We start from the raw sequence: 18,761 nt of genomic DNA, 5'->3' as shown, positions 1-18,761 counted from the left end.
CGGTTGCCCCCAGCGGCCCCGCCGGGTGATACTCCGCTTCCCCCCACGCCTCTTCGTCATGTCCATTTTCAGTGGGGGAGCTCTGCCCGATGGGCGCATCCCTGCGCGCGCTGCGCGCACTCGTTCTGCTCGCCGGCTTCTTTCTGCTCGGCGTCCTTCTGCTGGCGGTCCTCGCCGGCATCGACTACCTGCTGTACCTGCACGCCCCCTCCGGGCTCGCCACCAAGCTGTACGTGGTGTCCGTGCTGCTGGCCATCCCCGTCATACGCGGCATGTTCATGCTGCGGACGCCGAAGGACGACGGCCAGGGCGGTCTGGCCGTCACCGAGGCCGACGAACCGGAGCTGTGGCGCACCGTCCGCGAGCTCGCCGACCAGGTGGGCACGCGGCCGCCCACCCGGATCCTGCTCACCGGCGACGTCAACGCCGCCGTCACCGAGAACGCCCGGTTCCTCGGCCTCCTGCCCGGGCCGCGCCACCTCTACCTGGGCGTACCGCTGATGCAGGGCCTCAGCGAAGCCCAGCTGCGCGCGGTCCTCGCCCATGAGCTGGGGCACTACGTCAACCACGACACCCGGCTGGGCGCCCTCACCGCGCGCGGCCGCACCCAGCTCTTCCGCACCATCGCGCACTTCGAGGAGCGCGCCGCGAAGACCGCCGGCCGCGAGCGGGCCCGGCAGGAGAAGCGGAACACCAAGGCCGAGGCCAAGGGCCGCAAGACCCGCGAGGTCGACACGGGCAGCGCCGGTATCACGTACCGCACGATGGCCCGGATCTACACCGGCTACGCGCACCTGTACTTCCGCGCCACCATGCACGACTCGCGCCTGCAGGAGTACGCCGCCGACGCCGCGGCCGCCCGGATCGCCGGCCGCGACGCGACCGCCTCCGCGGTGCGCGAGCTGCCCTCGCTGGACGCCGCGTTCACCTTCTACAAGGAGTGCTACGCCACGCTGGGCACCTCGGCGCGGCTGCTGCCGCCGCGCGGCGAGGTCTTCGGCGGCTTCGGCCGTCTGCTGACCGCCCGCGAGCTGGAACTGGCCGGGCTGCGCGCCGAACTGCCCACCGAGCCGGTCTCCCCGTACGACTCGCACCCGTCGGTCGCCGACCGGGTCCGCGCCGTCGAGGCGCTCCCGGAGGACGGCCGCATCGACGAGGGCAAGGGCGCCGCGACGGGCCTGCTCGCCGACCCGGCCCGCACGCTGACCGCGCTGGAGGACGTGGTGCTGTCGGAGCAGGCGCGCACGTTCCGCCGCGCCGACAGCTGGGAGGAGCTGCTCGACGGGGCCATGAGCGCCCGCCTGGGCTCGGTCGAGTCGCCGCTGCACCGGGCGCTGGCCGCGTACACCGGCGAACCGCCGACGCTGCCCGCGCTGCTGAAGGTGATCGACGACGGTCAGCTGTGGCAGCTGGCCCAGCGGTTGCCGCTGTCGGAGGAGGCGGCGTCGGCGAACGGGCGCGTCTTCCGGGAGTTCGTCCGGCCAGCGCTGCGCAAGTCGGTCACCAGCATGGTGATGGCGGAGCTGAGCGCCCGCTCCCGGCTGCGCTGGGAGTTCTCGTGGACCGAGCCCGCGACCGTCCACCTGCCGCCGGGCCCCGATGGGGCCGAGCCCGACCTGGACGCGGCCGTCGACGCGGCGATCGCCGACGTACCCGACACCGCGCCGCTGCGCGCGCTGCTCTCGTACGGCCTCACGGGCGGCTTCACGGACGGCCTCACGGACGGGGCCGCGCGGTGACCGTCCTCCTCTGGATCATCCTGACCCCGATCGCGCTCGGCGTGCTGGCGATCGGCGGGTACTTCCTCAAGGCCATCGTGCAGGGCGCCCGCGAGGGCTGGCGCTACGTCGGCTCCGAGGAGCAGCGGGCGGACGAGGCCGCCGCGCTCGGCTTCCTGCCGCCCGAGCGACAGAACACCGAGCTCTCGGCCCCGCGCCCCGCCCGGCTGGACGCGGCGCTCGCCGCCGCGAAGGCAGGCGACTTCAGGCCGGCCGCCGCCCTGTTCGACGAGACGGCGGCGACGCGGGACTGGGAGTGGCGCACCCGGTACTGCGAGGAGTTCGCCGATGTGGCGGCCGAGGACGACGCCTGGCTGCTGGCCTGGGAGGCCGCGCACCCCGACGACCCGGGCGCGGCGCTATTACGGGCCCGCTCGACGGTCTTCCTGGCCTGGCGGGTCCGCGGCTCCCAGCGGGCCCGGAACACCACGTCCGAGCAGTTCGAGGGGTTCCACCGGATCCTGGCCCGCTCGCGCGAGGAACACGCCCGCGCGGCGGCCCTCGCGCCCGAGGGCGACCCGGCGCCGTACGTCGGCGAGATCTGGACCGCGCTCGGGCTCGGCTATCCGCACGCCGAGATGGACCGGCTGTGGCGGGAGATCACCGAGCGGGCGCCGCACCACTACGAGGCCCACTTCTCGGCGCTCCAGTACTGGTGCGCCAAGTGGCGGGGCTCGGAGGAGCTGGCGCGGGACTTCGCGGCCCGGGCGGCCGCGGGGGCACCGCTGGGCAGCCTCATGACGGCGTTCCCGCTCATCGCGCACTTCGAGCACGACGAGTCGGACACGACCGAGGGCGACCGTACGCCGGAGATGCACGCCCTGGTCGACGCCGCCCTCGCCGACGCGGCCGCCGCCGACCCCGGCCACCCGCGCCTGTCCGAAGTCCGCCACCTGCTGGCGTACTACCTCTCGCTCCAGGACCGGGACGAGGCCGCCGTGGAGCAGTTCCGGCTGGTCGACGGCTATGTCGACGCCCTGCCGTGGCGCTACCGGAACGACCCGGCGGCGGCGTACTGCCGACTGCGCGACGAGAGCGTGGCCGCCGCCGCGGCGACCAGCGGCTGACCCGCACCCGCGCGGCGCGCGGAATTCCCGACGGCACCGGAACGTTGTTCCGGTGCCGTCACCCGCGTCCGGCGCCCCCGGCGCATCCGCCCCGCAAGGAGACCGAACCATGCTCTTCGGCCGCACGCCCGTCCTGCCGACCCCGGACCAGGCCCTGCCCGGCCGCCCGGAGCCGGAGTTCACCGTCCCCGACCGCCACACGGTCCTCGGCACCCCCCTCCTCGGCCCCTACCCGGCCGGCCTGGAGGTCGCGGACTTCGGGCTGGGCTGCTTCTGGGGCGCCGAGCGGAAGTTCTGGCAGACGGAGGGCGTGTGGACCACCCTCGTCGGCTACCAGGGCGGTTACACGCCGAACCCGTCGTACGAAGAGGTCTGCTCGGGCCTGACGGGCCACACGGAGGCGGTCCGCGTCATCTTCGACCCGTCCGTCGTCCCGTACAGCGCGCTGCTGAAGCTCTTCTGGGAGTCCCACGACCCCACCCAGGGCTTCCGCCAGGGCAACGACGTGGGCACCCAGTACCGCTCGGCGCTCTACACCCACTCCCCCGCCCAGGCGGCGGCGGCCGACGCCTCCCGGGACGCCTACCAGCAGGTGCTGAAGGACTCGGGCTACGGCGCCATCACCACGGAGATCCTCCCCGCCGACGGCCGCCCCTTCTACCCGGCGGAGGCGTACCACCAGCAGTACCTCGACAAGAACCCGAACGGCTACTGCGGCATCGGCGGCACGGGCGTCTCCTGCCCGGTGGGCGTGGCGGCGGCCGGCGCGGACGACTGAGCCGCGCGGATCGCCGCCGCCGTCGCCGCCGGGTCGTACCCGGGGGCGACACCGTCGATCAGGATGATGTCGCCCTCCATGTGGCGGGTGCGCAGCGGCACGAGGGCCTGGTACGCGTCGGAGTCGTACCAGCGGCGGGCGTGGTCCAGCGACGGGAAGCCGATGATCACCAGCGCGGTGTCCCAGCTGCCCTCGCGCACCTCCATGGTGGGCGCGCCGTGCACCAGGAAGCGGCCCTCGAAGGGGTCGAGGGTGGACTGGATGCGCTCCATGTAGTCCAGCACCTCGTCGTGGAGCACGGCCGGGGGCTTCAGACGGGCGATGGCGTACGCGGCCATGGGGTCCTCCTCGTGATCGGGATGACCCCATGGTCTCCGCGCGTCCGCCCGGGGTCGATTACCCCGGAGGTCATGGCACCGTCAGGCCCTGCCCTCAGATCGTCGAGGCGTCGATGACGAACCGGTAGCGCACGTCGCTCTTCAGGACCCGCTCGTACGCCTCGTTGATCTGGTCCGCGCGGATGAGCTCGATCTCCGAGCCGAGGCCGTGCTCCGCGCAGAAGTCCAGCATCTCCTGCGTCTCGGCGATGCCACCGATCATGGAACCGGCCAGCGTGCGGCGGGCGTTGATCAGCGAGAAGAGGTTGAGCGACACCGGCTCCTCGGGTGCGCCGACGTTCACCAGGGTGCCGTCCGTCTTGAGCAGGCTCAGGTAGGCGCTGAAGTCCAGCGGCGCCGAGACCGTGGAGACGATCAGGTCGAAGGTGCCGGCCAGCTTCTGGAAGGTCTCGGGGTCGCTGGTGGCGTGGAAGTGGTCGGCGCCGAGCTTGAAGCCGTCCTCCTGCTTGCGCAGCGTCTGGCTGAGCACGGTCACCTCGGCGCCCAGCGCGTGCGCGATCTTCACGCCCATGTGGCCGAGGCCGCCGAGGCCGACGATCGCCACCTTCTTGCCGGGGCCGGCCTTCCAGTGGACGAGCGGCGAGTAGAGGGTGATGCCCGCGCACAGCAGCGGCGCGGCGACGTCCAGCGGGAGGCTGTCGGGGATGCGGACGGTGTAGTTCTCGTCGACGACGATGTGGGTGGAGTAGCCGCCGTAGGTCGGCTCACCGTCCTTGCCGAGGCCGTTGTACGTGGGGATGGAGCCACCGCCCGTGCAGTACTGCTCAAGACCCTGCTCGCAGAACGAGCACGTACGGCAGGAGTCGACGAAGCAGCCCACCCCGACCCGGTCCCCCACCGTGAACTTGGTCACGGCCGAGCCGGTCTCGGTGACGACACCGGCTATCTCGTGGCCGGGCACCATCGGGAAGATGCCCTCGCCCCAGCCGTCGCGGGCCTGGTGGATGTCGGAGTGGCAGATGCCCGCGTACTTGATCTCGATCAGCACGTCGTGCTCGCCGACCGGCCGGCGCGGCACGGTGGTGCGCTCCAGCGGGGCGTTGGCGGCGGGGGCTGCGTAGGCGGCAACGGTGTTCATGCCGGTTTCTCCTCCTGGTGGGGTGTACGCGGATGATCTTTCCTGGCCGGGATCGATCGGCCCAGCCCCCTGGTCTCCGTACGTTCGCTGGTCCTACTACTGGCGGGGTCAGGCTCGCCCGCGTACGAACGGGAATACTGGGATGTCATGGACCAGCGCACCGAACTGAGTGAGTTCCTCCGCTCCCGACGGGCCCGGCTCAAGCCGCAGGACGTCGGCCTGCCGGACTTCGGCAGAGCGCGCCGGGTGCCGGGCCTGCGCCGGGAGGAGCTGGCCCAGCTGGCCGGGGTGTCGGTCGCGTACTACACCTCGATCGAGCAGGGGAAGGGCGCCAACGTCTCCACGGAGGTGCTGGACGCCATCGCGCGCGCCCTGCGGCTGACGGACGCCGAGCACGCGCATCTGACGCGGCTGGCCGGGCCGACGGCGAAGAAGAAGCGCACGGCCGCCTCCCGCCCGCAGCGGGTGCGGCCGGAGGTGCGGCACCTGCTGGACGCCATGGACGGCGTGCCCGCGTTCCTGCTGGGGCGGCGGCTCGACATCCTCGGCTGGAACCGGATGGCCCGCGCGCTCCTCGGTGACTTCGCCGCCCTGCCGGACGAGGAGCGGAACATGGCGCGGCTGGTGTTCCTCGATCCGAACGCGCGCGACCTGTACGTCGACTGGGAGTCGAAGGCCACCGAGGTGGTCAGCGTCCTGCGGCTGTGCGCGGGCTGCTACCCCGACGATCCGAAGCTGTCGGCGCTGGTGGGCGAGCTGTCGGTGAAGAGCGGCGAGTTCCGGGCGCTGTGGGCCGCGCACACGGTGCAGGAGAAGGGCCACGGCGTGAAGCGGCTGCACCATCCGCTGGTGGGCGAGCTGACGCTGTCGTACGAGACGCTGAAGCTGCCGGGTGACCAGGACCTGAGCCTGGTGACGTACACGGCGGAGCCGGGTTCGGCGTCGGCGGACGCGCTGCGGCTGCTGGCGAACTGGGGCGTGGACGAGGTCGCGCCGACGCGCTGAGAACCGCCCTGGCGGCGGGTACGACGAAGGCGGCGGCTCCCGGTGAGGGGAGCCGCCGCCTTCGTCGTGCGTGCCGCGGAGGTGCCGGATGGACGGGTCAGACGGCGGAGCCGGCCTTCCACTCGGCCCAGCTCATGTTCCAGCCGTTGAGGCCGTTGTCCGGCGCGATCGTCTTGTCCTTGGAGTTCTTGACGATCACCACGTCACCGACGAGCGAGTTGTCGAAGAACCACGCGCCGGGCTGGCCCGGGTCGCCGGCGCCCTTGACGTCGTTGAGGCCCACGCAGCCGTGGCTGGTGTTGACGCTGCCGAAGACCGAGTCGGCACCCCAGTAGTTGCCGTGGATGAAGGTGCCGGACGTGGACAGCCGCATGGCGTGCGGCACGTCCTTGATGTCGTACTCGCCCTTGCCGTCGTCGTCCGTGAAGCCGACGGTGGCGCCGTTCATCCGGGTCTCCTTGAACTTCTCGGAGATCACCATCTGACCGTTGTAGGTCGGGTTCTCCGGGGAGCCGGCGGAGATCGGGATCGTCTTGATCGTCTTGCCGTCCCGGACGACCTTCATGGTCTTCTCGGCGACGTCGACGGTCGAGACCTGGCTGCGGCCGATCTTGAAGGTGACCGTCTTCTGCTGGACGCCGTAGACGCCGTCGGCGCCCTCGACCCCGTCGAGGTTCAGCTTCAGCGTGACCGTGGAGCCGGCGGTCCAGTACTGCTCGGGCCGGAAGTCGATGCGCTGGGAGTTGAACCAGTGGCCGACGACCTCCTGGCCGCTGCTCGACGACACGGTGATGCCGGACTGGACGGCCTTCTTGTCCGTGATCGGCTTGTTGAAGTTGATCGAGACCGGCATGCCGACGCCGACCGTGGAGCCGTTCTCGGGCGTGAAGTTGCCGATGAAGCTGTTGGCCTGCGAGACGGTGGTGAACGAGGAGTTCTCGTGGGCCTCGCGGCCCTCGGAGTCCTTCGCCGAGGCGGCGATCTTGTACGTGGTCGCCCGCTCCAGCTGCTCCGTGGGCTTCCAGCTCGTGCCGTCGGCGGCCATCTCGCCCTTGACGCTCTTGCCGTCCTGCGTGGTCATGGTGACCTGGGTGAGCGTGCCCTCGCTGACGGTGACCTTCGCGTCGTCGTTGATGCCCGCGTTGTTCGCGCCGTTCTTCGGGGAGATCACTATTCGGGCCTTGGAGGCGTCCTTGGCGGCCGCCTCGTCGACCTGGGCCTGTGACGACGGGCCGTCGGAGGTGCCGTTGCTCTTGGCCTCGCCGTCGTTGCAGCCCGTGAGCACCAGCACGCCACCGAGCAGGGCGGACGCGGCCATGAGGCCCTTGCGCCGCTTGCTGTCCGTCATCACACGCTTCTCCATCGTCGCCGAATCCCTGCCAACTGTTTCAACAACATCCATAACAACCCGTCCGGTTCCAAATCCACGAAGGATCCACGAAGTATGTGGGGAACACCACTGACCGACGCTTGGCGGACCGGTTCCGGTTCCCAGCATGCGGGGGCGGGCCCCGGAGGCGTGATCCGGGGCCTCGGAATTCGGCCACTCCCCGGCGGGCGGCGGGGCGGCCCCTACGCCCGCTCCTCCTCGTCGGCGTCCTCCTCGTCGTCCTCGTCCTCCTCGTCCAGATCCCACTCCTCCACCTCCGGGTCGTACTCGACCTGCTCGCTGGTCCAGGAGGCCTGGAGGAGCTCGACGCCGGGCAGCTCACCGAGCAGCGTGTCGGGGTCGACGAGGTACGCGAGAGCTTCCGCTTCGTCCTCGCGGACGACCGCGCGGGCGTGCGTCACCTCGTCCTCGGGCATGAATTCGTCGGCGTCGATGCGGTCCAGGGCGGCCGCGGTGAGTTCCTCGGTGTCCCTGATCTCCAGCGTCAGTTCCACCCGAAGTCGCACATACCGTGATGTCTCAGAAGGGCTCATATGACGGAGCGTAAGCTGCCCGCCCTCGCGACTTTCCTGCGACCCGCTGTGTTCATTAGCATCGGCGCACCCACCAATTCTCGGTTCCGCAAGGGGATCTGAATCTGTGTCCGTCGCACGTCGACCGCTGCTGACCGCCACCGCCGCCGGGACGCTGCTCTGCGCGCTGTGGTTCGTCCCTTCGGCCAACGCCACCGTTGAGGACACGGTGGACCGGCCACCGGTGGAGACCCGGACGAGCGCGTCCTCCGCCACGCCGCCGCAGGAGCAACTGCAGCGGCAGCAGCAGCGGCAGGAGCTGGCGCTCGCCGACACCGGCAGCGTGGACACCACCCCGTATCTGATCGGGGGCACGGCGTTCCTGACCCTCGGCGCGGGGCTCGTGGCCTTCGCGGTACGCCGTGGGGCGCACACCGCCCTCTGACGGCGCGCGCCCCACGGGTTCCGCTTCCGGCGGTCAGGCGAGCGGGCCGGTGACCCGCTCCACGGCCTCGACGAGCCGCCCCGCCCGTACGAAGGCGTCGGCGGCCTCCAGGTCGGGGGCGAGGAAACGATCCGGCCCGGGGCCCTGGACGCCGGCCGCGCGCAGCGCCTCGATGGCGGCGCGGGAGGCGGGCGCCGGGGTGAGGCCCTCGCGCAGCTCGATGGCGCGCGTCGCGGCGTACAGCTCGACCGCGATGATCCGGCTCAGGTTGCCGACGGCGGTCCGCAGCTTGCGGGCGGCCGACCAGCCCATGGAGACGTGGTCCTCCTGCATGGCGGAGGACGGGATGGAGTCGGCGGAGGCCGGGACGGCCAGCCGCTTCATCTCGCTGACCAGGGCGGCCTGGGTGTACTGCGCGATCATGAGGCCCGAGTCGACGCCCGCGTCGTCCGCGAGGAACGGCGGCAGGCCGTGCGACCGGTTCTTGTCGAGCAGCCGGTCCGTGCGGCGCTCGGCGATGGAGCCGAGGTCGGCGGCGGCGATGGCGAGGAAGTCCAGGACGTACGCGACCGGCGCGCCGTGGAAGTTGCCGTTGGACTCGACGCGCCCTCCCCCAGGGCCTTCGGCCTGGGAGGTACCCCCAGGGAGGACGACCGGGTTGTCGACGGCCGAGGCGAGCTCGCGCTCGGCGACGAGCCGGGCGTGGGCCATGGTGTCGCGGCCCGCGCCGGCCACCTGGGGCGCGCAGCGCACGGAGTACGCGTCCTGGACGCGCGGGGCCTCGTCCTGCTGGAAGTGGCCCGTGAGGCCGGAGCCCTTGAGGACGGCGAGCATGTTCGCGGCGGCGGCGCCCTGGCCCGGGTGCGGGCGGATGGCGTGCAGCTCGGGCGCGAGGACCTTCTCCGTGCCGAGCAGCGCCTCCAGCGAGAGCGCGGCGGTGATGTCGGCGGACTTGTAGAGCGTGTCCAGGTCGGCGAGGGCCATGATCAGCATGCCGAGCATGCCGTCGGTGCCGTTGAGGAGGGCGAGGCCCTCCTTCTCGCGCAGTTCGACGGGCGCGATGCCGTGCGCGGCGAGCAGCTCCCCGGCGGGGCGGACCACACCGTCGGGGCCCTCCGCGTCGCCCTCGCCCATGAGGGTGAGCGCGCAGTGGCTGAGCGGGGCGAGGTCGCCGGAGCAGCCGAGCGAGCCGTACTCGTGCACGACCGGGGTGATCCCGGCATTGAGCACGTCCGCCATGGTCTGCGCGACCTGGGGCCGGACGCCGGTGTGCCCGGAGGCGACGGTCTTCAGCCGCAGGAACATCAGCGCGCGCACGACCTCGCGCTCGACGCGCGCGCCCATGCCGGCGGCGTGCGACCGCACGATGTTGCGCTGGAGCTGGGCGCGCAGCTCGGGGCTGATGTGCCGGGTCGCGAGGGCGCCGAAGCCGGTCGACACGCCGTAGACGGGCTCGGGCTTGGCGGCGAGGGCGTCGACGATCTCGCGGGCCGTGGCCAGTGCGTCGAGGGCCTCCTGCGACAGCTCGACGCGTGCGTTGCCGCGGGCCACGGCGATGACGTCCTGAGCGGTGGTTCCGGACGTCCCCACCACCACTGTGTGCATATCCATATTCAGCAGCGTACGGACTGAATCCCAACGTGTCACTACCCCACCTCCCAGGCGCTCCTTACGCCCCGGCGGCCGGAGGTGCGTCGCGGAAGCTGCGCCGGTCCCGGGCCGCCGCCGGCGGGTGGTCCGCCAGCTCGATCACCGCGCCGTCGCGCCCCGCCACCACCGGCTTCAGGGAGCGCGCCGCCTTCGCGCGGTACTGCGCCGCGTCCGCCAGCCGGAACAGCCGCCGCGCCGACCGCACCTCGCCGATCGGATCGCCCGTCGACGCGACCCCGCACGCCACGCCCTCGCCGAGCTCCAGCTCCCCGGCGCGTACGCACAGCTCGTCCGCGGCCGCGACCACCTCGTCCGCCCCCGGCCCCACCGAGACCAGGCAGAACTCGTCGCCGCCCAGCCGTGCGGCCAGCGCGCCCGGCAGCATCGCCCCGCAGTACGACAGCACCGAACCGAACCGCTCCAGCAGGCGGTCGCCGACCGCGTGGCCGTGCGTGTCGTTGACGTGCTTGAGGCCGTTCAGGTCGCACACCACCAGCGAGACCACCGACCCGTCGGCCAGGGAGCGCTCCACCGCCTCGTCCAGCCTCATGTCGACCGCCCGCCGGTTCGCCAGCCCGGTCAGCGGGTCGGTGAAGGCCAGCTTGCGGACCTCCTCCAGCCGCTCGGTCTGCGCGATCCCGGCCGCCACGACCGACGCGAGTACGGTGGCGAACTTGGCGTCCTCCGGGCCGAAGACCGGCGCCCCGACCGGCCGGGCCACGTACAGCTCGCCCCACGCGCGCCCGTGCAGCACGATCGGCGCGACGACGCAGCAGCCGCGGCCCCGTCTGCGCAGGGCCGCCACACGCTGCGCGCAGTAGCCGTGCGAGCCGGGGCCCGGGCCCTCGGCCGTCTCGACCCAGGCGTTCGGCTCCCCGCCCCCGGCCCAGCGCTCGTGCAGGAACTCGGTGATCTCGGAGAACTGGTACACCGGGTACGTCTCGGAGTCCGGGAACTCCTCCTCGCCCTGGACCCGGTCCCCGGCGTTCACCAGGACGCGCAGCCGGCCCAGGTCCCGCTCCCACGTCGAGAGCGCGGCGAACGTGCCGCCGAGCGCGTCGCGCGCGCCCAGCGCCGCCGCCCGCCACGATTCGCGCGGGGTGTGCGCCGCCGCCATCGACTGCGCCAGCGCCACTACGGCCCGTAGCCGGACATCCTCACCCATTCCTCAAGCTTAGGGACGCCCCCGAACTTTTCACTCCCGGGCCCCGGCGACCGACGGGCGACCGGCGGTCACTCGCCGGGCCACTGCGGCGCGCGCTTCTCGTTGAAGGCCGCGACGCCCTCCGCGCGGTCCCCCGAGAAGGCCACCGAGCGCCACGCCGCGTCCTCGACCTCGAGGCCCGCCCGCAGGTCGAGGCCCTGCCCGAGCCGCAGGGCGCGCTTGGCGGCGCGCAGGCCGACGGGCGAGTTGGCGGCGATCCGCGCGGCCAGCTCCAGCGCGCCCGTCCGCGCGTCCTCCACCAGCCGGTCGACGAGCCCCAGCGAAGCCGCCTCCTCCGCCTCCAGCCGCCGCGCCGTGAACACCAGCTCGGCCGCCCGCGCGGCCCCGACCCGGCGCGGCAGCAGCTGCGTACCGCCGCCGCCGGGGATCACGCCCACCGACACCTCGGGCAGTCCGACGACCGCCGTCGCGTCGGCCACGATGACGTCGCAGGCGAGCGCCAGCTCGTACCCGCCGCCCAGCGCGAAGCCGTGCACGGCGGCGATGGCCGGCATGGGCAGCTCCAGGACGCCGGTGTACGCGCCGCGCGCGACGGGGCGCTGGCGCACCAGCTCGGCGTCCGTGAAGGAGTTGCGCTCCTTGAGGTCGGCGCCGACGCAGAACGCCTTGTCGTTGGAGGAGGTCAGCACGGTGACGCGGACCGATTTGTCGGCGGCCAGCGCGTCGCACGCCGCGCCGATGGAGCGTGCCATCTCCGACGAGACGGCGTTCATGGCCTTGGGCCGGTCGAGCACGAGCTCGGCCACGTGACCCTGCCCATGACGGCGTACGGCGACGAACTCCCCGAAGCGCTCCTCGGACACATCCTCGGACATATCTGACACCCTCCCGGTTAACGAGCGTTAGCGACGCTACCCGGGGATCTTAGGCTCCCGCCGCGCCAGCAGCCAGGGTTCGATCACGCCGAGCCCGCGCACCGGCCGCTGCCACATGGGCTGCAGCGCGAAGCGGTACGACGGGGGCGTCTCGCCGTCCTTCTCGGCGCGCGCGATCTCGTCGGCGACCTGCGCCTCCGACACCGGCGCCTCGCCCGTGCGCGACAGCTCCTCCGCCAGTGCCCCGTCGACCAGCACCGCGTCCTTGGGCGCTATCGACGTGAGCCGGCTCGCGAGGTTCACCGTCGTACCGAAGACGTCGCCCATCCGGGTCGTCACCGTGCCGAAGGCGATGCCCACCCGCAGCGCCGGCATGGTCTCGTCGTGCGCGAGGGTCTCGATGAGCCGCAGCCCGATCTCGGCGGCCGTACCGGCGTCGTCCGCCGCGAAGAGCACCTCGTCCCCGAGCGTCTTGATCAGCCGCCCGCCGTGCGCCGCCACCAGGTCGGCGCAGGTCGTCTCGAAGGCCTCGACCAGCTCGCCGAGCTCCTCCTCCTCCAGCCGCCGCGTCAGGCGCGTGAAGCCGACCAGGTCCGCGAACCCGACCGCCAGGCGCCGGTCGACCATCTCCTCGTCGTCGGCGGCCTGCACGACGCGCCCGGTCGCCGCCGCGAGCTGCCGCCGCCACACGTACACCAGGAACTCCTGGAGCTCCGGCAGCAACAGCTCGACCAGCGGATACGTCACTTCCGTACGCGTCATGCCGGGCTCGGGCGGCTCGGTCAGGCCCTCCAGGAAGGAGTCGATCTGCCATTCGGCGAGCCGCGCCGTGGTCTGCCCGGTGGACCGGGCGACCTGCACCGCCATGGGCTCGCTCAGCAGCCCCGCCTCGACGAGACCGGCCAGCCGCCGCAGCGCCAGGACGTCCGCCTCCGTCAGCGCCTTGGCCTGGCCGATGTCGGCGAAGCCCATGGCCCGCCAGAATCGGGACGCCAGGTCCATGGAGACGCCCGCCGTGCGGGCGGCCTGGAAGGGGGTGTAGCGGCGCTCGGCGCCGAGGATCAGCTGCTCCAGACGGATGGCGAGCGGGTCGTCGGTCGGCTCCGCCGTGTGGTCGACGACGTGGTGGGGAGTCGGGTACTCGGCTCCGCCGGCCCCCGCCCCGGCCCGTGATTCGGACCGCGGCTCGGACCGCGACCCGGAGCCCGGCTCGGCCCCGGTTTCCGACCCGGCTCCCGACCCGGCTCCGGACCTGCGCGAATTCGCGTCGTCGACGGTCACCGGCCGCCTCCTGCCCGTTCCCTGCGCACTGCCCTGCCGATCTGTCGCTGGATCGCCTCAACGATACGGCAGGTGTGCCGTGGCTCACGTCCCCTCGCGGGAGCGTCTTGGGAGCGCGTTCAGTCCGCCGGGCGCAGATGGACGATGTCGCCCGCGCCCACGGCCTCCCGCCCGCCACCGTCCGCGCGCTCCACGACGAGCCGTCCGCCCCCGTCGATCGCGACCGCCTCGCCGGTCAGCGTCCGGTCGCCGGGCAGCTCCGCGCGGACCGTGCGCCCAAGGGTCGCGCAACCCGCCGCGTACGCCTCCTGGAGCCCGCAGGCGGCCGGGTCGCCGTCGACGGCCGTCCACCGCCCGTACCAGTGCTCCAGGGAGCGCAGGACGGCGCGCAGCAGCGGGTCGCGGTCGGTGGAGACGGCGTCCGCGAGGGCGAGGGAGCCGGCCGTCGGTACGGGCAGCTCGTCGGCGCGCAGCGTGACGTTGAGGCCGAGCCCGACGACGATCCCGTCGTCGGCGGCGCCCCCGGCCCGCTCGGCGAGGATGCCGCCGGTCTTGCGCTCCTCCTTCACCCCGTCCTCCCGCCGGACCTTCACCAGCAGGTCGTTGGGCCACTTCAGCGACATGTCGACGCCGGCCGCGCGGGCCAGGCCCGTGGCGGCGGCCACCCCGGTCAGGAGCGGCAGCCAGGCCAGCCGCTCGGCGGGCACGTCCGGCTTGAGCAGGACGGAGAAGAAGAGGCCCGAGCGCGCCGGGGCGGACCAGACGCGGTCGAGCCGCCCGCGCCCGGAGGTCTGCTCCTCGGCGACGAGCACGGCACCCTCGGGCAGCTCCGCGGCCCGGGCCGCGAGGTCGGAGTTGGTGGAGCCGGTGGCGGCGACGACGTCGAGGGACGTCCACAGCCCGCCGGGCTGGAGCAGCGCGCGGCGCAACGCGGGGGCGTTGAGGGGCGGCCGGTCGAGATCCGACCAGCGGTTCGAGGGCCCTCGCGAGGGACCATGTGAGGACTGTGAGGACGTCATGCAAGCCAGCGTAGGTGTGGCAAACACCGCACTGCCGAACGGTATCGCCGCCGATACGCTACGGATCAGTAGCCAACGAACCCGTGACCAGTCAGGGAGCCGCATCCCGATGTCCGAGCCGGCCGAGAAGATCGACATTCATACGACCGCGGGCAAGCTCGCGGATCTCCAGCGCCGTATTCACGAGGCGACACACGCGGGCTCCGAGCGCGCCGTGGAGAAGCAGCACGCGAAGGGCAAGCTGACGGCCCGCGAGCGGATCGACCTGCTGCTGGACGAAGGCTCGTTCGTGGAGCTGGACGAGTTCGCCCGGCACCGCTCCACCAGCTTCGGCCTGGAGAAGAACCGTCCGTACGGCGACGGCGTCGTCACGGGGTACGGCACGGTCGACGGGCGCCCGGTGGCGGTCTTCTCGCAGGACTTCACCGTGTTCGGCGGGGCCCTCGGCGAGGTCTTCGGGCAGAAGATCATCAAGGTGATGGACTTCGCCCTGAAGACCGGCTGCCCGGTCATCGGCATCAACGACTCCGGCGGCGCCCGCATCCAGGAGGGCGTCATGGCCCTCGGCATGTACGGCGAGATCTTCCGCCGCAACACCCACGCCTCCGGTGTCATCCCGCAGATCAGCCTGGTCGTCGGCCCCTGCGCCGGCGGAGCCGTCTACTCCCCCGCGATCACCGACTTCACGGTGATGGTGGACCAGACCTCGCACATGTTCATCACCGGCCCGGACGTCATCAAGACGGTGACGGGCGAGGACGTCGGCTTCGAGGAGCTGGGCGGCGCCCGGACGCACAACGCCACCTCGGGCGTGGCGCACCACATGGCGGGGGACGAGAAGGACGCCATCGAGTACGTCAAGTCCCTCCTGTCCTACCTCCCTTCGAACAACCTCTCCGAGGCGCCCGCCTTCCCGGAGGAGGCGGACCTGGAGCCGACGGACGAGGACCGCGAGCTCGACACCCTCATCCCGGACAGCGCCAACCAGCCGTACGACATGCACACGGTGATCGAGCACGTCCTGGACGAGGGCGAGTTCCTGGAGACGCAGGCGCTGTTCGCGCCGAACATCGTCACCGGCTTCGGGCGCGTCGAGGGCTATCCGGTCGGCGTCGTCGCGAACCAGCCGATGCAGTTCGCCGGGTGCCTCGACATCGACGCGAGCGAGAAGGCGGCGCGGTTCGTCCGCACCTGCGACGCGTTCAACATCCCGGTGCTGACCTTCGTCGACGTGCCGGGCTTCCTGCCGGGCGTCGGCCAGGAGCACGAGGGCATCATCCGGCGCGGCGCCAAGCTGATCTACGCGTACGCCGAGGCGACCGTGCCGCTGATCACCGTCATCACGCGCAAGGCGTTCGGCGGCGCGTACGACGTCATGGGCTCCAAGCACCTCGGCGCCGACCTGAACCTGGCGTGGCCGACCGCGCAGATCGCGGTGATGGGCGCGCAGGGCGCGGTCAACATCCTGCACCGGCGCACCATCGCCGAAGCGGAGGACGTGGAGGGGACGCGGGCGCGGCTCATCCAGGAGTACGAGGACGCCCTGCTCAACCCGTACACGGCGGCCGAGCGCGGCTACATCGACGCGGTGGTCATGCCGTCCGAGACGCGCGCGCAGATCGTGCGCGGGCTGCGTCAGCTGCGTACGAAGCGGGAAAACCTGCCTCCGAAGAAGCACGGCAACATCCCCCTGTAAGGAGCCCCCATGATCAAGGTGCTGCGGGGCAACCCGACGCCGGAGGAGTTGGCCGCCGCACTGGCGGTGGTCCGGGCGCGCGCCCCCGCGACGGCCTCGGCGGCCTCCGGCGGCGCGGCACGCGTCCCCGAGGAGTGGTCGGACCCGGCCAGGATCGCCCGCACGCGGCGGCCGCAGCCGGGGCCGCGCTCGTGGGCGCGGTCGTACTGGCCGACGTAGGGGTCGGTCGTAGTTCGTCAGGACGGTGGCGCTTGAGTACGCGTACTCAGGCGCCATCGGGCCGTGGGCCTCAGGATCGAAGGCATGCTCTGGTCCGACCCGAAGAACGAACCCCCCAAAGAGATGCGCGACATGCAGGCGATGCTGCGCCGCGCGGGGATCCTGCTGGCGCTGGCGATGGTGCTCGCCATGTTCGTCGCCGGCCTGCATTGACCGGCCCCTCCACTGATCCGTTCCGTACGATGACGGGCATGACTGCTCAGCGCCGCCTGGTCCTCGCGTCCGCGTCCCCCGCCCGCCTCGGCCTGCTGCGGCAGGCCGGACTCGCCCCCGAGGTGATCGTCAGCGGCGTCGACGAGGACAAGGTCACCGCCCCGACCCCGGCCGAGCTCGCCCTCGCCCTCGCCGAGGCCAAGGCGGCCCACGTCGCCGCCCGCCCCGAGGTGAGCGGCGCGCTCGTCATCGGTTGCGACTCCGTCCTGGAGCTGGACAAGCAGGCCCTCGGCAAGCCGGCCGACGCCGAGGAGGCCACCGCCCGCTGGAAGGCCATGCGCGGCCGTGTCGGCGTCCTCCAGACGGGCCACTGCGTCTACGACACGGCGGCCAAGCGGTACGCCTCCGCTACCGGCTCGACGCTGGTCCGCTTCGGCGAGCCGACGGACGAGGAGATCGCGGCGTACGTCGCCAGCGGCGAACCGCTCCACGTGGCGGGCGCCTTCACGCTCGACGGCCGCTCGGCCCCGTTCATCGACGGCATCGACGGCGACCCGGGCAATGTCATCGGGCTGTCGCTGCCGCTGCTGCGCAGGCTGCTGCGGCAGCTCGGCGTCGAGATCACGGACCTGTGGGTGGAGCCGCGACGGTGAGGCGCGCGTACGGAGCGTTCGCGGCGGCCTGCGCGGCCGTGCTGCTGCTCGCGGGCTGCGGGACGAAGTCCGGGGGCGGTGGTGACAAGCCTCCGGAGCAGGCCCCCGCCCTCACCGAGGAGCAGGCGCGGGCGGCGCTGCCGGACGGTGCGGCCATGCCGGGGTGGAAGGCCACCCTGGAGCCGACCGCCACCGCCATGAACGACCTCTACAAGAGCGAGGCGTGCCCCACCAACGGCAACCAGGGCTGCGACGACGCGCGCTTCTACGGCGTCTCCACCTTCCGCCGCGTGGACGGGAAGGCCGGCGCCGACTTCCGGCTGGTCGCGTACGGGAGCGAGAAGGCCGCCGAAGCGGCGTACGACACGCTCTGGCGGCTCTACGCCCCGAAGGCCGGCCCCACGGCGCGAAAGGTGGACCTCGGCGGCCCCGGTGACCGGGGCGACGCCGTCCTCGGCACGTACGGCTACCAGGGCGGACCGGGCGCGGTGGCCCAGGTGCGGGTGGGCACGGCTCTGCTGTGGGTCGAGGCCACCGGCGCCCGCGAGGGCGACCTCGACGCCGCACTCGTCAAGGACCTCGCCTCCCGCTTCGCCGAGCGGGCGCGGGAAGCGGGCTGAGTCCCCGGCGGGTCAGGCGGGCGCCGCGCCCGGCTCCGCCGCCTCGGGGCCCGGGCCGCTCTCGGGTGCCTCGCCGGTCTCGGGGCCGTAGAGGATCAGCGACGCCACCACCAGCGCCAGCATCGCCATCATGAAGGCGAACGCGCCCCAGCCCACCAGGGCGGCCGTCACGGCACCGAGCACGCCGTGCGTGATCGCGCAGGAGATCAGCAGGAGGCGCAACGTGCGGCCGGGCGCGCGGTCGCGCAGGGCCAGCACCAGCAGGGCGGCACCGCACAGGGCCAGGAACGCGGCGAGGACGCCGCCCATGGCCCAGGTGCCGGCGATCATGGCGTCGGGGTCGAGGCCCGCCAGGGACATCCGCTGGCTGCCAAGGACCGCGGTCAGCGCGACGTGGACCAGCAGGACGCCCGCCGCCTCGGCGAGCAGGGCGACCCCGGTCGCCAGGGCTATCGGTCTGCGGGTCACCACAAGTACCCCCCTGACTGTTACCAGCAGTACGGCCGGTAGGGACGACGACGCGAACGCTACTGACTGGTAAACCTTTGGACAAGGGTCCCGGCACGACCGCAAAGAATCATTCGCCCATTCGTAGGGAGTCCACAAAGAAACGGGACAGCGCCCTGGACGCCAGGACAGAGACCTTGACCACACCCCAGGGTTACTGTGCCGTGAAGGCGCCCTGCGTAACGTGGTGCGACAAGGGATTTCACCCCCTGGCTACGCCTCGGATCACGCTCCGTGTGGGCAAGCTCACTAGTGGGGATGGGTCGAAAGGCCGTGTCGGCAGTCCCTAAACTCAGCTTGTTTCAAGGAGGGAGCCATCGTGCGCAAGGTGCTCATCGCCAACCGTGGCGAAATCGCTGTCCGTGTCGCCCGTGCCTGCCGGGACGCCGGGATCGCGAGCGTAGCCGTCTAC

21 protein-coding genes are annotated in these 18,761 nt (G+C 72.3%); 11 read left to right on the top strand and 10 right to left on the bottom strand.

Annotated elements, in window-relative coordinates; genetic code table 11:
* Positions 1-89 precede the first annotated feature (89 nt).
* The 3 genes from ABZX67_RS14095 (at position 90) to msrA (ending at position 3,623) form a co-directional block, all read left to right on the top strand.
* Positions 90-1,739 (top strand): M48 family metallopeptidase, encoded by a 1,650-nt coding sequence (locus ABZX67_RS14095; RefSeq protein ID WP_355358941.1) that lies wholly within the window; start codon positions 90-92, stop codon positions 1,737-1,739.
* On the top strand, positions 1,736-2,845 hold the full coding sequence (locus ABZX67_RS14090; protein ID WP_355358938.1) for a hypothetical protein: 1,110 nt from the start codon (positions 1,736-1,738) through the stop codon (positions 2,843-2,845). The genes ABZX67_RS14095 and ABZX67_RS14090 overlap by 4 nt, the downstream gene beginning before the upstream one ends.
* A 109-nt stretch (positions 2,846-2,954) precedes the next feature.
* Positions 2,955-3,623 carry a peptide-methionine (S)-S-oxide reductase MsrA gene (gene msrA / locus ABZX67_RS14085; RefSeq protein WP_355358935.1) on the top strand — a complete coding sequence of 223 codons (669 nt, stop codon included), beginning with the start codon at positions 2,955-2,957 and terminating at the stop codon, positions 3,621-3,623.
* Here the strand turns inward: msrA and ABZX67_RS14080 are convergent.
* Together ABZX67_RS14080 and ABZX67_RS14075 are read right to left on the bottom strand one after the other, a co-directional pair.
* Positions 3,554-3,961: a DUF1330 domain-containing protein gene (locus tag ABZX67_RS14080; protein WP_355358932.1), complete on the bottom strand. Its 408-nt coding sequence runs from the start codon at positions 3,959-3,961 to the stop codon at positions 3,554-3,556. The two genes, msrA and ABZX67_RS14080, sit on opposite strands and share 70 nt — an antisense overlap.
* 94 nt (positions 3,962-4,055) lie before the next feature.
* Positions 4,056-5,099, bottom strand: coding sequence for an NAD(P)-dependent alcohol dehydrogenase (locus tag ABZX67_RS14075; protein ID WP_355358929.1), 1,044 nt, complete (start codon positions 5,097-5,099; stop codon positions 4,056-4,058).
* A gap of 147 nt (positions 5,100-5,246) precedes the next feature.
* Here ABZX67_RS14075 and ABZX67_RS14070 point away from each other — a divergent pair, with 147 nt between their 5' ends.
* Positions 5,247-6,104: a helix-turn-helix transcriptional regulator gene (locus ABZX67_RS14070; RefSeq protein WP_355358926.1), complete on the top strand. Its 858-nt coding sequence runs from the start codon at positions 5,247-5,249 to the stop codon at positions 6,102-6,104.
* A gap of 97 nt (positions 6,105-6,201) precedes the next feature.
* On the opposite strand, the gene ABZX67_RS14065 is transcribed toward ABZX67_RS14070, so the two are convergent.
* Both ABZX67_RS14065 and ABZX67_RS14060 read right to left on the bottom strand, forming a co-directional pair.
* Positions 6,202-7,467 carry an Ig-like domain-containing protein gene (locus ABZX67_RS14065; RefSeq protein WP_355358923.1) on the bottom strand — a complete coding sequence of 422 codons (1,266 nt, stop codon included), beginning with the start codon at positions 7,465-7,467 and terminating at the stop codon, positions 6,202-6,204.
* A gap of 209 nt (positions 7,468-7,676) precedes the next feature.
* On the bottom strand, positions 7,677-8,000 hold the full coding sequence (locus ABZX67_RS14060) for a hypothetical protein (protein WP_355358920.1): 324 nt from the start codon (positions 7,998-8,000) through the stop codon (positions 7,677-7,679).
* 133 nt (positions 8,001-8,133) lie between these two features.
* Between ABZX67_RS14060 and ABZX67_RS14055 the strand changes: the two genes are divergently transcribed.
* A complete protein-coding gene (locus tag ABZX67_RS14055) occupies positions 8,134-8,451 on the top strand; it encodes a hypothetical protein (RefSeq protein ID WP_355358918.1) in 318 nt (105 codons plus the stop codon).
* Positions 8,452-8,484: 33 nt separating this feature from the next.
* On the opposite strand, the gene hutH is transcribed toward ABZX67_RS14055, so the two are convergent.
* The 5 genes from hutH to ABZX67_RS14030 all read right to left on the bottom strand — a co-directional run bounded on the left by hutH (position 8,485) and on the right by ABZX67_RS14030 (position 14,441).
* Positions 8,485-10,056: a histidine ammonia-lyase gene (gene hutH / locus ABZX67_RS14050; RefSeq protein WP_355359273.1), complete on the bottom strand. Its 1,572-nt coding sequence runs from the start codon at positions 10,054-10,056 to the stop codon at positions 8,485-8,487.
* Positions 10,057-10,120: 64 nt separating this feature from the next.
* Complete coding sequence (locus ABZX67_RS14045; protein WP_355358915.1) at positions 10,121-11,266, bottom strand: sensor domain-containing diguanylate cyclase; 1,146 nt, start codon at positions 11,264-11,266, stop codon at positions 10,121-10,123.
* 68 nt (positions 11,267-11,334) lie between these two features.
* The gene (locus tag ABZX67_RS14040) at positions 11,335-12,141 is read right to left on the bottom strand and encodes an enoyl-CoA hydratase-related protein (RefSeq protein ID WP_355358912.1); all 807 of its coding nucleotides are present in this window, start codon (positions 12,139-12,141) and stop codon (positions 11,335-11,337) included.
* A gap of 36 nt (positions 12,142-12,177) precedes the next feature.
* Positions 12,178-13,422: an adenylate/guanylate cyclase domain-containing protein gene (locus tag ABZX67_RS14035; protein ID WP_355358909.1), complete on the bottom strand. Its 1,245-nt coding sequence runs from the start codon at positions 13,420-13,422 to the stop codon at positions 12,178-12,180.
* A gap of 119 nt (positions 13,423-13,541) precedes the next feature.
* Positions 13,542-14,441, bottom strand: a complete 900-nt coding sequence (locus ABZX67_RS14030; RefSeq protein WP_355358906.1) for a biotin--[acetyl-CoA-carboxylase] ligase — start codon at positions 14,439-14,441, stop codon at positions 13,542-13,544.
* 109 nt (positions 14,442-14,550) lie between these two features.
* Here ABZX67_RS14030 and ABZX67_RS14025 point away from each other — a divergent pair, with 109 nt between their 5' ends.
* From ABZX67_RS14025 to ABZX67_RS14005, 5 genes are all read left to right on the top strand, one after another.
* Positions 14,551-16,137, top strand: coding sequence for an acyl-CoA carboxylase subunit beta (locus ABZX67_RS14025; protein ID WP_355358903.1), 1,587 nt, complete (start codon positions 14,551-14,553; stop codon positions 16,135-16,137).
* A gap of 9 nt (positions 16,138-16,146) precedes the next feature.
* On the top strand, positions 16,147-16,356 hold the full coding sequence (locus ABZX67_RS14020) for an acyl-CoA carboxylase epsilon subunit (protein WP_355358900.1): 210 nt from the start codon (positions 16,147-16,149) through the stop codon (positions 16,354-16,356).
* An 84-nt stretch (positions 16,357-16,440) separates the two neighbouring features.
* Positions 16,441-16,569, top strand: coding sequence for a hypothetical protein (locus tag ABZX67_RS14015; RefSeq protein WP_355358897.1), 129 nt, complete (start codon positions 16,441-16,443; stop codon positions 16,567-16,569).
* A 38-nt stretch (positions 16,570-16,607) separates the two neighbouring features.
* The gene (locus ABZX67_RS14010) at positions 16,608-17,222 is read left to right on the top strand and encodes a nucleoside triphosphate pyrophosphatase (RefSeq protein ID WP_355358894.1); all 615 of its coding nucleotides are present in this window, start codon (positions 16,608-16,610) and stop codon (positions 17,220-17,222) included.
* The gene (locus ABZX67_RS14005) at positions 17,219-17,842 is read left to right on the top strand and encodes a hypothetical protein (RefSeq protein ID WP_355358891.1); all 624 of its coding nucleotides are present in this window, start codon (positions 17,219-17,221) and stop codon (positions 17,840-17,842) included. The genes ABZX67_RS14010 and ABZX67_RS14005 overlap by 4 nt, the downstream gene beginning before the upstream one ends.
* Positions 17,843-17,854: 12 nt before the next feature.
* Here ABZX67_RS14005 and ABZX67_RS14000 read toward each other — a convergent pair whose 3' ends face one another.
* Positions 17,855-18,310: a hypothetical protein gene (locus ABZX67_RS14000; protein ID WP_355358888.1), complete on the bottom strand. Its 456-nt coding sequence runs from the start codon at positions 18,308-18,310 to the stop codon at positions 17,855-17,857.
* Between the two features lie 358 nt (positions 18,311-18,668).
* On the opposite strand from ABZX67_RS14000, the gene ABZX67_RS13995 reads away from it, so the two are divergent.
* Positions 18,669-18,761: biotin carboxylase N-terminal domain-containing protein (locus ABZX67_RS13995; RefSeq protein WP_280842533.1), on the top strand; the 93-nt coding region annotated here is incomplete at its 3' end.

Origin of the sequence: Streptomyces sp. NPDC003036 (genome assembly GCF_040611175.1) — a bacterium.
GTDB lineage: Bacteria > Actinomycetota > Actinomycetes > Streptomycetales > Streptomycetaceae > Streptomyces.
Note: the sequence above shows the minus strand (reverse complement) of the source record. Positions and strands in the feature narration are given on the sequence as shown.